Below are 12,840 nucleotides of genomic sequence, written 5' to 3' on the forward strand. Positions count from 1 at the left end.
TACTCCGGGTTCTTCACGGCATCGATCTCCTCTATATCGATCCTGAGATCCTTCCCCACCTCGCGAAGGATCGGGGTCTGCTCCTCGCACCCCATGCAGCCTTCCTGGTAGAAACTTATCACTTTTATCGCCATGTATGGCAGGAAGCAGGGAGACTATAAAAACCTGTGGGGGTGCCGTCACCCCGTTATGCCGTTGAGCGTGACCCGGGCGCTGCCGTAGCGGCACGTGACGGTCATTGAGTCGTCGGTCTTGTCGGTGACCTTCCAGAAACGCAGTGTCGGGGTCTGATTGGTCTCATTCCCGAGGGTGATACCCGACGAGATCATAAACTCGCGCAGGAACGGTTCGCCCACTTTTGCCTCCGTGAAGTTGAGGCCGATTTCGTTTGCTTCCTCTTCGCTTATATCAATCTCGAAGTCGTTTTCCCCGTAGGAGAAAGGAATGGTCCTCGTTTCACCGGCCTGCATCCCGACGAGCCCTACGGAGATGGCGTTGGTCTCGAAGCCCAGCAGACCGGCGCCCACGGTTCCGTTGGTCTCGGGGTATGCGATGGGAATGGGAGCGATGTTCTCGCCCGATACCTGTGCGCCGACGGGCATCTCCAGACCGTAGGTCAGGAGGACGAAGTTCCCCTTCTCGTACTCGCTCGCGAGAAGGTTCTGGTCGGTCGTGATGAGGGGGCGCCCGTCCTCGCTGAAGATGGTGTAGCCGATCACTGCCGTATTTCCTACCTGGGCGGTCGGCTTCTTCTCAAACATCGGGGCCAGGTACGTCCCCACCATGGCCACCGCCACGATCAGGGCGATTCCCACGTAGGCCCACTTCATCCACGGAGTATTCTCATCTTTCGAACTCTTCTTCTCTGTCTGTTTCATTACGGTACAATCGCCTTTCGGGGAAATAAAATAGTAGCGTTTGGGAGATTGGGGTTGCATCAAAGCAAAAATTTATATTTTAATAACCCTACCTTTAGGTTAGCCTCGGCAGTCCGACTGTTCCGGGGCTACACCAGATGACAGGAGTGATTACAAATGGCAAGATACTTACGCGGACCATATCGGACAATATGGCAGGATTTCGATGACCTCATGGCCGAGATGGAGAGCAGGTTCCAGTCTCTGCTCGGAGGGATCGGCACACGGGGCGAGGAGGTTCGGGGAAGAGTCGTACCGACGATCCGGGACTTCCGCGTGGATGTCCGGGACCACGAGGATGAGGTGATCGTCGTCGCCGATCTCCCCGGCGTCGAGAAGGAAGACGTTACTATCCGGCTCATCGATCCCCAGCACCTGGAGATCATGAGCATCCGGAGCGGCGAGACCGAGGAGGAGAGCATGGATTTCTTCATGCGAGAGCGCATCTACGGCCAGATGAGCCGCACCGTGCTTCTTCCTGCCGAGGTGACCGAGGAGAACGCCAGAGCAACATTCAAGAACGGTGTTCTCGAGGTCCGGCTGAAGAAAACGCCGACAGAGACGGGGACTACGATCCCCATAGAGTAACATTTTTTCATGCCGCTGGCAATCCGAAACCGAATAATTCATGTTAAGCCAGCGTGACACTACCATGATGGATAAAAAGCGGGTCAAGGACTACATGACCTACGACGTCGTCACCGTCAACGTCCATGGTACGGTTCGAGACGTCATCGAGACCATAAAGAAGACACATCATGACGGATTTCCGGTCGTGGAGGACTCAAAGGAAGTGGTAGGCTACATATCGGCGCGGGACCTCCTCTTCGTCCACCCGGCTACACCAATAGAACAGGTGATGTCCCGCCACCTCATCGTCGCCGACCCGGACATGAGCGTGAATGATGCGGCCCGCGTCATCTTCCGTTCCGGCATCCAGAAACTCCCGGTCGTCGACGAGAATAACACCCTCATCGGGATCATATCGAACGCCGACGTCATCAGGTCCCAGATCGAGCATGTCTCGCCGGAGAAGGTCTTCAAGTTCATTGAGACCCTAAGGAGGCTCTATGGTGTCGAGCCGACATTGAAGCGGGGCTCGGTCGAGATAAACAACCTCCTGCCCACCCAGTCTAAGATTTATGAAGACGAACTCGAGGGGCGGATGTACGAGATCAAGAAGGGGCTTGCTGAACCCCTGATCGTGGTCCGGCGGCCAGGGCGCTTGATCCTGGTCGACGGGCATCACCGGGCGATCGCGGCAAAGAGGCTCGGGATCACGAACCTTGATGCCTACATCATCGAGATCAGGGAGAATATAGAGTTGGGGATGGAGCGGACCGCCCGGACGCTGAACTTAAAGACCCTCGACGACATCAAGGTGCTCGATTACGCCCGCCATCCCCTCGTTGCGCTGACGCACCGGCTTGTGCGGCACGGTTAGGAGCCCTCGGTCCTGGTATCGTAGTCCTCGTTGAGGACGTGCTCTTTGACGACCGTCCCCTCCGGGATGATCACCTCCGGCCAGAGCCGGGTCCCGGAATGGACGACGACACCGTTCTTTAATACCACGTGCGGGCCGATGACCGTGTCGTGTTCGATGTTGCACCCGCTGCCGACGAGCGTATCGTTGTCGATGATGCTCCCGCTGATGGTGCTGTCCCGGCCGATCACCACACGGTTGTAGATGGACGAGGAGAAGATCTTTGCGCTGTTCTTGATGATACAGCCCTCTCCGATGCTCGTGTACGGCCCGATGACGACGTTCTCCTCAATGATCGTCCCGGCACCGATCGAGACCGGACCGATCACACGAGAATTCGCCGCAATCGAGACACAACTCCCGATCTGCGCCGGGCCCATAATTCGGGCGCCTTTTATGTAGAGGTCGCCGGATATGTTCGTAAACCCGATGTCCTGTAGTTTCCACCGCTCAGCTTCCCGTAACGATCGCGGGCTCCCCACATCCGACCAGTTGCCACGGGCAAGCCAGGCTTTCAGGGAGTAGCCAGCCTCCATCAACTCGGGGAAGAGGTTGCGGGCGAAGTCAAACTTCTCGCCGGCCGGGATATGGTCAAAGATCTCGGGGTCGCAGACGTACATCCCGGTGCTTGCGAGGTTCGAGAAGATCTCACCAGGGCTCGGCTTCTCCTTGAACCGTTTGATCTGGTAGTTCGCATCGATCTCGGCAATACCGTACTCCGTTGGGTCATCGATGCTGATGAGCCCGATCGTCGTGATCGAGTCGTTGGTGAGGTGCTCGCGGTAGAACTCAAGCAGGTTCAGGTCCACCACGTGGTCGCCGCCGACGACCAGGAACGGCTGCTCCTCAAGATACTTCTGGGCGTTCTTGACGCTTCCCGCCGTCCCGAGTTTCGTCTTTTCGTGGACATAGGTGACATTGACCCCAAAGAGCGATCCATCCCCAAGCGCCGCCTCGATTGCGTCACTCATGTAGCCGAGCGTGATCACTACATCAGTGAACCCGAGGTTTGCGAGGTGTGAGACGAGATGCTGGATAGAAGGTTTGTTGACAATGGGAATACACGGTTTGGGACGCCCAAACGTGAGGGGACGGAGCCGTGTGCCCTCCCCTCCGCACATAATGCACACCTTCATGCCACTCCATTGTATGCGTATCGATTTAACCCTTAGGGCGCCAGTTCCCAACCTTTATCCTCTGTTGCGCAAAGAATCTACTAGATGACCGCATTTGAATGTAGCCTCTGCGGGAAGTGCTGCATGCACGCAGGCGGCCAACTCATCGAGGTCGAGAAGCAACTCACCAGCCGGGACTTTCTCTGCCGGCAGAAGATCGTCGGCGGCACGTTCCGCGCCCGGGTCGAAGAGAGGTTCCTTGATGCTTTCATGGACAGATCCGAGAACCGTAAACACCCATCCTGGTGCCCGTTCTTGCGCCCTCTCCCCGGGGAGATGGGGAAGTACGTCTGCACCATTCACAACAGCCGACCGCTGGTCTGCCGATCCTACACCTGCTGTGCAATGAGGATCTTTGCCGGTGACGGCCGGGAGGTCGGGAAGGTGAAGGGGAGAAGAAGCCTCGTCACAGAGGATGCCGCCCTCCAGCAGTGCTGGAACGAATCGATCGCGCCGCTCATGATCGAGAGCGATACCGCCTGGAGAGCAAAGGTCAGCGAGGTTCTCGGGCGTGCCGGCTACCGGGTCGAGGCCTATGAGTAGAACCCGGCGTCTACAGGTCGTCCGGGGCCTGGTGCAGTGCACCCCGAATAAGCCTGAGCCCGTTGATCGGTGCAGGTTTTGTGTTCACTCAGTTCTCGTCGTTATTGGAGGAAGAGAGGTGCCGTCACCGGCACGGGCCTACTGCACCAGGTGCCGCGAGACGCCCAGCGTCGATATGGCGAAGGTCGAGGCGGTCCTCTGCGACGATCTTAGCGAGGAAGGGTTCCGGAGCATCGCGAATATCATTAGTTAACAGACTTACTTTCGCCAGAACTCCCACGGGCGTTTGGTCTGGAACGGGACGCCTTTCGCCTCCTTAGTCCAGTCTGCCTCGATCGTGTGGTGAACCAGTTTAACCTCGTTTCGAAGATCTGTGAGGATAGCCTTGACATCCTCGACCTCACGCAGGAGCCGGTTCAACTCCTCATACGAGCGGCGTTGCCGTACCTTTGCCGCCCCATTCTCCTTCCGACAGGCAAGTCCGATCTCGATCAGTTCAAGAATCGCTTCGTTTCGGTCGAACGAGTGATCTCTGGCATACTGGTCGATCTGCTCCATCAGGTCGGGATCGAGCGCAAACGAACATCTCATCGCCATAGGCAATCAACTCTCAGAGTATTGTACCTGCTAATTATATTGCCTGCTGATCCGGCCATCGCAGTCGGGATCTCTCGATACCCTTCAGCCGTCTCGATAGTAACTCATCGCGGATTTCACTATGGAGTACGAACGAACAAACAGCATCCGCTTCCCCTGCAACCCGTAATGAAGCCTGCAAAAAAGTAGATATCCCCGGATCCTAGGGAGAACGCCCCGGGGTCAACTGATATTTTCCATGTTATATCCTTTCTGGGCAAGCAGATCCTTCACCCGTTCGCGATGGTTGCCCTGCAGTTCGATCGAAGAGTCTTTGACCGTGCCGCCACAGGCCAGTTTCGCTTTCAGGAACTTCGAGAGGTCTTCGAGGTCGATGTCGTAGGGATCGAGGCCCTCGATGACCGTGACTTCCTTTCCATACCGGCGTTTGTTTACCTTTACGCTTATTCTCTGCTGCTCTTTGGCAACTTCTTCACAGATACACAGTTCCTTTGGCAGTCCGCAGGTCGGACATATCCCACCGTTCATTGCATGTACCTTTCAGCTCTCGTTATATATTAGTTGGCATGTCACCCGTCAATCCGACAGATATCGCAGCCCTGGGAGATTACCTGATCAGACCGGCTCCGGTAGCGGTAGACGGTGATACCCTTGCACTTGAGGTCATGAGCAAGGGAAAAGACTCGGGTTATATCATCGACCTCCGTATTCTCCGGGAGGTTCACGGTCTTTGAGACGGCATTGTCAACGTGCTTCTGGAATGCGGCCTGCATCCTGACGTGGTGCTCCGGTGCGATCTCAAGGGCCGTCTTGAAGAGGTCGCGAGTATGGTCATCCAGGGGGAGGCCGTCAACCGTCCCATAACGCCGCACGTGCTCCGCGACATCTCTTCCACCGGCGGTCTTCGGCAGAAACTCTGTGATGAGGTCGCTTACGATGCTGACCGGCCGCCCATCGATCGTCCGGTCGTAGGCAAACGAGAAGACCGGCTCGATACCGCTCGTGGTTCCGGCGATAAGATGGATCGATCCTGTAGGGGCGATGGTGGTGACGGTGGCGTTGCGCATCTCTCCTGAGTAGATTGAACCCTCAATGGCTGGAAACGACCCCTTCTCCCTCCCCAGTTCCTCCGACCGCTCCCTGGCCCAGGTCTGGATCATCTCCATCAGGCTCCCGGCAAACCGGATCGCTTCCTCTGATTCGTAGGGGATCCCGAGGCGTATGAGCGCCTCGGCAAATCCCATGACACCAAGACCGATCTTTCGGGTAGCAAGGGTCCGCTCCTGGATCTCGGGGATTGGGAAGTGATTTACATCGATGACCGCATCGAGAAACTCGACGCCGCACCGAACGACGGTGGCGAGCAGGTCCTCGTCAAGGTCGCTTCCTCTGATGCATCGGGCAAGGTTGATGCTTCCTAGGTTACAGCTCTCGTAGGGGTAGAGCGGCTGCTCCCCGCAGGGGTTGGTCGCCTCGATGGGGCCGAGGTGCGGCGTGGTGCACCTACGGTTGATCTCATCGAGAAAGAGCACACCCGGCTCGCCGGAATCCCTTGCGGAGGCGGCGATAAGATGCCAGAGCGACCGTGGGTCGATGCTTTGCCACATGCTGCCGTCGCGGGGGTTGATAAGATCGTACTCGCGGCCGGTTGCAAGAGCATGGATGAACTGCTCATCAATCCCGACCGAGATATTGAAGTTCGAGAGGCCCCCGTCCTGCTTGGCGGTGACGAACTCCTCGATATCGGGATGGGAGGCCGCAAGCACTCCCATGTTCGCCCCCCGTCGCCGGCCACCCTGCCGGACAGCCTCGGTCGCCGCATCGAAGACCCGGATGAACGATACCGGCCCGGTGGCGGCGCCGGCGACCCCGTTGACGGAGTCACCGCGGGGACGGAGGCGTGAGAACGAGAACCCCGTCCCGCCCCCGGACTGATGAATGAGCGCCATCTGGCCGAGGGTGCGAAAGATCCCCTCCAGGGTATCCTCGATCGGCAGGACGAAACAGGCCGAGAGCTGCCCCCCAGGGGTTCCTGCGTTCATCAGGGTCGGAGAGTTCGGGAGGAAGAGGAGGCTCGATATGAGCGAGAAGAACTCGCGAGACCGTGCCGTTCCGCCCACGGCGTCGGCGACCCGGGAGAAGAGGTCCTCTGGTGCTTCTCCGGGGAGGAGGTAGCGGTGTTCCAGGAGGATGCGGCCCTGCGGGGAGAGTTCCATGTAATACCCCATAAGACCCCGCCCTTAATAATCCGTCGCGTCCAACTCTTCTGCCGGCAATGTCTCTTATCGTGCTCGGAACTGCATCCCACGTGGGCAAGAGCGTGACGGTCGCGGCGCTCTGCCGTGCACTCCACCGACGGGGAATCTCCGTCGCTCCGTTTAAATCCCAGAACATGAGTCTCAACTCGTATGTCACGGCCGATGGGAGCGAGATCGGGATTGCGCAGGCTGTCCAGGCCTTCGCGGCGGGCCTTGAGCCGGAAGCCGATATGAACCCGGTCCTCCTCAAACCAAAGGGTGACCAGACCTCACAGGTGGTGCTGCTCGGCCGCCCATATAAGGATGTGCTGATCCGGGACTATTATGCCGAGACCGATATGCTGCTATCCGAGGCGGTTGCCGCATTCGAGCGATTACGGAGGCGCTTTGGGCATGTGGTCGTAGAAGGGGCCGGGGGAGCCGCCGAGGTGAACCTCTACGATCGCGATATCGCGAACATCCGGCTCGCAAGGGCCCTCCGTCTCCCCATCGTTCTCGTCGCCGATATCGAGCGGGGCGGGGTCTTCGCCCAGGTCTACGGGACGCTCGCTCTCCTCCCGGAAGACATCAGACCACTCGTCGCCGGGGTCATCGTCAATAAGTTCCGGGGAGACCCCGGGCTCTTTGCATCAGGTGTTGAGAGACTCGAAGGACTGACAGGTGTTCCGGTGCTCGGGGTGATCCCCTACGCCGACATCCCTCTCCCGAGCGAGGACTCGCTCTCGATCGCCGATAAGAGAGACCAAAAGACCGGATCGCCGATAAGGATCGCCGTCGTCCGCCTCCCACGGATATCGAACTTTACCGACTTCGAGCTCCTCGAGCGTTACGCCGCGGTGGACTACGTCGAGCCCGGCACAACGCTCTCAGGCTACGACTGCATCATCCTCCCCGGGACGAAGAACACGGTGGAGGACCTCGCCGTCCTCAACCGTGCGGGAGTGGGGGAAGAACTCCGGCTTGCCCGGGAGAGAGGAGTCCCGATCATCGGGATCTGCGGCGGCTATCAAATGCTCGGGCGGCGGATCGTCGATGCGGGCATTGAGTCGGAAACTCCCGGAGAGTACCAGGGGTTCGGGCTCCTCGATGTCGTCACGGCCTTTACCGGCTACCACAAGACGACGGTGCAGGTCCGGCGCCGGGCAACCGGGCCCGGCCCCATCCTCCCGGCAATGGGGGAGGTGGAGGGCTACGAGATCCACATGGGTGAGACTGAACGGAACGGCCTCCCCGAGGCGTTCTCCGGGGAAGGGGCCTCGACCCCCGACGGCCTGGTCTTTGGGACATACATGCACGGGCTCTTCCAGAACCCCGGTGCGGCAAACGCCCTCCTCGCCTACCTCGCAGAGCGGCGGGGCGTGCCGTTTGAACCGGTCACGGAGATCGACGGAGGCACCCTCGGGATTGAGGCGGCCTACGACAATCTGGCCCGGCACTTTGAGGAGCACGTGGATATGGATGCGATTATGGCATATTTTCTGGATGCAACGGACGCCACGTCTGAAGCGTGAGATAGAATTCGGGTGAAGATACAGATATCCAAACCTCTTTTACCACCGCAAAAAGAGAAAACCCGTCCCGGCCCTCAGATAAAGAACCGGAACGCGATCCAGGCGATCAGCACCATGATCGCCGAGTACTTCAGACCGGCGAGCACCCGGCCCTCGCCCATGACCCCGGCCCCGAGTCCCGAGAAGAACCCCTGGATCAGTGCGGCGTGACAGAAGAGGCGGTTGTAGAGGAAGAGGTCTACGGTCCCCATGAATGTCTGGGTCGAACCCGAGGCCGCAACCGCCGTCCCCGCCTCCGCCATCGTGGTGAGGAACGTGCTTGAGAGCACCCCGATGACGAAGAGGAAGACGAAGAACGACATAACGATGATGATCATGTAGATCATCATCCCGTTTCTCCGCTCCATCTTCAGGTTGAAGAACTCGTAGGCATCGTGTGCCGCAGCCCGCAGCACCTCGCTCACGTCGCCGCCGGCCGAACTCGCGTGGGCGATCAGGTCGACGCTCCGTTCGGTGAGCGGGGTGTTCACGGCCTTCCCGAATCGGCGAATGGCCTCGACGAACGGGACGCCCCAGGACATCTCGGTGTCGAGTTTACGGATGTGCGGCGTGAGCGCCCCGTACTCCCCCTCCGAGACGATATGGATTGCATGCGGGAGGGTCATGCCCGAGTCGTTCATCCCGGCCACATCCCGGAAGAAGTTCGGGAGGGATGCCTCGATGCTTGATACCCGCAGCGACTCCTTGAGGTCGAGGATTGCAAGCGGCACGATGGCGATGAGGAGCGAGAAGACAAAGACATCGTCGATCATCGTCGTCGAAAAGAGGACGCCGACGCCGTAGGAGAGGACCAGGCTCATAAATCCGCCGGCAAAGAGGAGGAGGGCAGCTGGGATGGAGATGAAGAGGACGGTGAGGGGTTCTTCCGCCATAACTCTAAGCGGGTGCTTGAGGAACCGGTAAAACCCTTCCTGATACTTCCGCCAGTTCTCTATCCGGCCGAAGATCTCCTCTTCCCGCTCCTCAAACGACTCGGACACCAGGGCGTCCGCCGCCGCGCCGCCCGTCGTTCGGTCCTGGCCCGGCAATCGGTTCAGAAAGTCATCGATAATCTCTTTGAACCCCATATCACACCTCCGGGGTCATGGAACTGATCAGAATGATGAACATCACGCTCCCGAACGGGATGATCAGGTAGATGATGATGTAGAGGAAGAGCGGGTTTGAGTCGCCCGAGAGGATCGTCATCACCGACTGCAGAATGATCAAAAAGAGCATGCCGGCGACCATCGCAGTGACGTAGGACTCTGCGATCAGCCCGAGCGTCTCCAGAAATGTCTTCTGCTGTTGATTGTTCTCGAGCGTATACTGGTGAGCCTTGGTGCGGAAATACTCCGTTAGATTACTCCCGCTCGAGATGCTCGCGACGGCTCCTTGCAGGAATTCACGCATCCGCTCGCTCGGCGTCGCCTGAGAGACCGTCCGAAGCGCATCAAGGAGGTCTTTGCCGAAGAAATCCGTCTCCCGGGATATATATCGGGCCTCGACGGCGCTCTCGCCGTAGATCGTGCTCTGACCGAGCAGCCGGAAGACCTCCGCGGGAGTGATCCCGGCCGAAGACATCGCGGTGATGTAGTTGATGGCGTATGGGAGTGTGGCATCGATGTTCCTGCGGCGCTCCCCGGCCCGTATCCCGGGGTAGAGGAGGAAGACCAGGTACGTTATCCCTCCGAAGATCGCAAGGGAGATGAGCGTGATGATGATGGTCCCAAGGAGGAGCTTGTAGTCGTTTAACGCGTAGAGGAACTCCGGGACCGCTCCCCGGTAGGTGATCATCTCGGGGACCCGCAGAAGATAAGTCAGAAGCCCGATGATTACCGCAGCGACCAGCCCAACAATGACCGAGGAGACGTAAGCGGTCGCAAGGTAGGCCTCAAAGGGTGTGTTCATCCGGGCCCCCACGAGATCGTTTCTGAGCTTGATGAACTCCCCACGCTTCTCCTTTAAGTCACGGCCGATCAGGTTGAAGCAGAACCGCTCATAACTATTCATGCTGCCTCACCATCCCACCATAAAGGTCAGAACGGACGCGTTCGATGACCCCCTCCGGATCGCGGAAGTAGGAGACAAGGACCTTGCTTACATCGCGGAAATGCCGGATCTTCTTGATGCGCATCCATTCAAGCACCTCCTGACGCCGCTTCAGTTCTTCCTGCATCCGCTCCTCGCTCCATCCCCGGTCCTCCATGATCTGCTCGAGGATGTAGGATTTGCCCGAGTAACGAATCTCGTCGGTCGCGGGATGCCACCGGAAGACCTCGTTCGTGATCAGTTCGTTCGTCCGGGGATCGATATCCAGGATCTCGATGAGCTGCTTGTTCCGCCGGATCCGCTGGCCCCCCACCCGGGCCTGCACCTGGATGGACATCAGGGAGAGGGCAGAGAGCATGTTCCTCGGCACGTTGATCGGCGGGTTCTCCAGACGGTGGACGGCACTCGCTACCGAGTCGGCGTGCATCGTCGCGTAGGTGACGTGCCCGGTGCTCATCGCCTGAAAGAGGGTCAAGGCCTCACGGCCACGGACCTCGCCGACCAGAATATACTCCGGGCGCTGCCGGAGGGCGGCACGCAGGAGTTCGTACATATCGATCTCGCCCCGCCCGTCCTGCGAGAACGAGTCTCGGGTGATGCTCGGGATCCAGTTCGGGTGAGGGAGTTTCAACTCACGGGTATCCTCGAGGGTGACGATCTTTGCAAGCGGCGGGATGAAGAGCGATATAGCGTTCAGGGTCGTGGTCTTTCCGGACGCCGTACCGCCTGCAAATATGCAGGACTTGCCGTTCTCGACCGCGAGCCAGATGAAGGCGATCCCGAGCGGTGAGAAGGTGTGCCACTCGATGAGATCCGTCGGCGTGATCGGCTCTTCGCGGAACTTCCGGATCGTGAACGTTGAACCGTGGGCGGTCACCTCCGAGCCGAGCGTCATCTGGATACGCGACCCATCGCTCATCGTGGCGTCCAGCATCGGTTCAGCAATCGAGATGTACTTCCCGGCCCGCTGCGCGAGTTTGGCAACAAACGAGTCGAGTTCCGCCGCGTCGTGGTAGAGAAGGTTCGTCTTCATCGATTCGTATGTGGTGTGGTAGACGAAGATTGGGCAGTTCACGCCGTCGCACGAGATATCCTCGATGTACTTGTCGTGCATCACCGGGTCGATCAATCCGTCGCCGAGGAACTCCTTCTCCACGTGATACAGAACCTTCTCCCGCCCCACCGCATCAAGATGGATCCCGTAATCGGCGATGATTCTGTTTGCCGCGTCGCGAAGCGCTTTGCGTGCCGCCTCGCGTGTGAGGTCACGGGTGGTGATATTGAGCGCCTCAAAGAGACGCTCCTTGATCTCCAGGAAGAGTTCCCGCTCCGCAGGCGTGAGTTCAGGCTCAAGCACACAGTAGGTGTACTCATGGGTTGCGCTGTCGTAGATGACCCTGACGTAGGCGTATGGTTCGTTTACCGGGTAGAGTTCGATCTCTTCCACTCCCGGGGAGGGGCGCATTGAAAGATCGAGAAGTGGCCCGTGGACGGCAGGGTTGTACTCCTCGATCTCCATCTCTGGACGAAGTGGACGGAGCTTCTGGAGGAACCCGAACCGGGGCTTTGGAACCTCTTCGGAGGGAGACGCCACCTCCGCCGCGGCCTCGGCAAACGCGGTGGAGGAGAGTGCCTGGGAGAAGAGGTCATCGAACTCCGAGACGACCCGGGCGTTGTCGACGAAGTCGAAATTGTGCTCGTTGCGGTTGATACTCAGTTCTTCGACAGCAAACGTCGCACTCTTCGGGAGGATCAGGTCTGCCAGGCTCCCGAGTTCCTCGACCGATATCACCCCATCGGGGAGATCTTCGGACCCGGGCCCTTCAGCCTCCATCTCCCCGGCCTCGCCGGCCTCTTTCATCCCTCTCACCCGGTTGAGGATACCAAAGGGATCACGATGCCCGGGTGAAGAGGGTGCAGCCTTCGGCCCTGTATCACTGCTCATCGGCGAAGGGGTGACCGTACGCTCCTTATCAGTCTCCCTCCCCGACCTCTCGAGCCGGTTGAGGAGTGCCCGGACAGGATCCTCATCAGCAGTTGTGCGCCGCCCCCTGGTATCTTCTGAACTCATCACCGAGCCGATGATTGAACGGATATCGGCCCCTCTCAAGACCGGGCCAGGAGAATGCTCACGCATCTCCTCTCCGCCAGGACCAGGATCCATGACCGGGGCCGACTCCCCTTGATCTTCTGTATCACTCTCTTGAGATGGTGGAGCGGAGCCGTGCGACCCCGCTGTAACCTCTTCCCTGCCGGGTTGTGATC

The 12,840-nt window shown here is 59.0% G+C and carries 13 protein-coding genes; 5 read left to right on the plus strand and 8 right to left on the minus strand.

The window, feature by feature from the left end:
• Positions 1-179: 179 nt before the first annotated feature.
• Positions 180-878, minus strand: a complete 699-nt coding sequence (locus ACI94_RS10030; protein ID WP_286681388.1) for a hypothetical protein — start codon at positions 876-878, stop codon at positions 180-182.
• A gap of 156 nt (positions 879-1,034) precedes the next feature.
• Between ACI94_RS10030 and ACI94_RS10035 the strand changes: the two genes are divergently transcribed.
• Complete coding sequence (locus ACI94_RS10035; protein WP_066956452.1) at positions 1,035-1,505, plus strand: Hsp20/alpha crystallin family protein; 471 nt, start codon at positions 1,035-1,037, stop codon at positions 1,503-1,505.
• A 67-nt stretch (positions 1,506-1,572) separates the two neighbouring features.
• Positions 1,573-2,361 (plus strand): CBS domain-containing protein, encoded by a 789-nt coding sequence (locus ACI94_RS10040; protein ID WP_066956991.1) that lies wholly within the window; start codon positions 1,573-1,575, stop codon positions 2,359-2,361.
• On the opposite strand, the gene ACI94_RS10045 is transcribed toward ACI94_RS10040, so the two are convergent.
• Complete coding sequence (locus ACI94_RS10045; protein ID WP_066956449.1) at positions 2,358-3,536, minus strand: sugar phosphate nucleotidyltransferase; 1,179 nt, start codon at positions 3,534-3,536, stop codon at positions 2,358-2,360. The genes ACI94_RS10040 and ACI94_RS10045 overlap by 4 nt on opposite strands.
• A gap of 84 nt (positions 3,537-3,620) precedes the next feature.
• On the opposite strand from ACI94_RS10045, the gene ACI94_RS10050 reads away from it, so the two are divergent.
• Positions 3,621-4,118, plus strand: a complete 498-nt coding sequence (locus ACI94_RS10050) for a YkgJ family cysteine cluster protein (RefSeq protein WP_150468679.1) — start codon at positions 3,621-3,623, stop codon at positions 4,116-4,118.
• On the plus strand, positions 4,111-4,371 hold the full coding sequence (locus ACI94_RS10055; protein WP_066956446.1) for a hypothetical protein: 261 nt from the start codon (positions 4,111-4,113) through the stop codon (positions 4,369-4,371). The genes ACI94_RS10050 and ACI94_RS10055 overlap by 8 nt, the downstream gene beginning before the upstream one ends.
• Positions 4,372-4,376: 5 nt before the next feature.
• Here ACI94_RS10055 and ACI94_RS10060 read toward each other — a convergent pair whose 3' ends face one another.
• The 3 genes from ACI94_RS10060 to ACI94_RS10070 form a co-directional block, all read right to left on the minus strand.
• Positions 4,377-4,709 carry a type II secretion system protein E gene (locus ACI94_RS10060; protein WP_236707434.1) on the minus strand — a complete coding sequence of 111 codons (333 nt, stop codon included), beginning with the start codon at positions 4,707-4,709 and terminating at the stop codon, positions 4,377-4,379.
• Positions 4,710-4,937: 228 nt separating this feature from the next.
• On the minus strand, positions 4,938-5,243 hold the full coding sequence (gene yciH, locus ACI94_RS10065) for a stress response translation initiation inhibitor YciH (RefSeq protein ID WP_066956439.1): 306 nt from the start codon (positions 5,241-5,243) through the stop codon (positions 4,938-4,940).
• A gap of 41 nt (positions 5,244-5,284) precedes the next feature.
• A complete protein-coding gene (locus ACI94_RS10070; RefSeq protein WP_066956985.1) occupies positions 5,285-6,931 on the minus strand; it encodes an adenosylcobalamin-dependent ribonucleoside-diphosphate reductase in 1,647 nt (548 codons plus the stop codon).
• 59 nt (positions 6,932-6,990) lie between these two features.
• On the opposite strand from ACI94_RS10070, the gene ACI94_RS10075 reads away from it, so the two are divergent.
• Positions 6,991-8,484 (plus strand): cobyric acid synthase, encoded by a 1,494-nt coding sequence (locus ACI94_RS10075; protein WP_066956436.1) that lies wholly within the window; start codon positions 6,991-6,993, stop codon positions 8,482-8,484.
• A 74-nt stretch (positions 8,485-8,558) separates the two neighbouring features.
• Here ACI94_RS10075 and ACI94_RS10080 read toward each other — a convergent pair whose 3' ends face one another.
• Genes ACI94_RS10080 through ACI94_RS10090 form a run of 3 tightly spaced genes read right to left on the minus strand, consistent with a single transcriptional unit; the run spans position 8,559 to position 12,712 of the window.
• Complete coding sequence (locus ACI94_RS10080) at positions 8,559-9,611, minus strand: type II secretion system F family protein (RefSeq protein ID WP_066956433.1); 1,053 nt, start codon at positions 9,609-9,611, stop codon at positions 8,559-8,561.
• Position 9,612: 1 nt separating this feature from the next.
• On the minus strand, positions 9,613-10,536 hold the full coding sequence (locus tag ACI94_RS10085) for a type II secretion system F family protein (RefSeq protein WP_066956430.1): 924 nt from the start codon (positions 10,534-10,536) through the stop codon (positions 9,613-9,615).
• The gene (locus ACI94_RS10090; RefSeq protein WP_286681389.1) at positions 10,529-12,712 is read right to left on the minus strand and encodes a type II/IV secretion system ATPase subunit; all 2,184 of its coding nucleotides are present in this window, start codon (positions 12,710-12,712) and stop codon (positions 10,529-10,531) included. Before ACI94_RS10090 ends, ACI94_RS10085 begins: the two co-directional genes overlap by 8 nt.
• Between the last annotated feature and the right edge of the window lie 128 nt (positions 12,713-12,840).

The organism is Methanoculleus sp. DTU007, assembly GCF_001512385.1.
GTDB classification, from domain to species: Archaea; Halobacteriota; Methanomicrobia; order Methanomicrobiales; family Methanoculleaceae; genus Methanoculleus; species Methanoculleus thermophilus.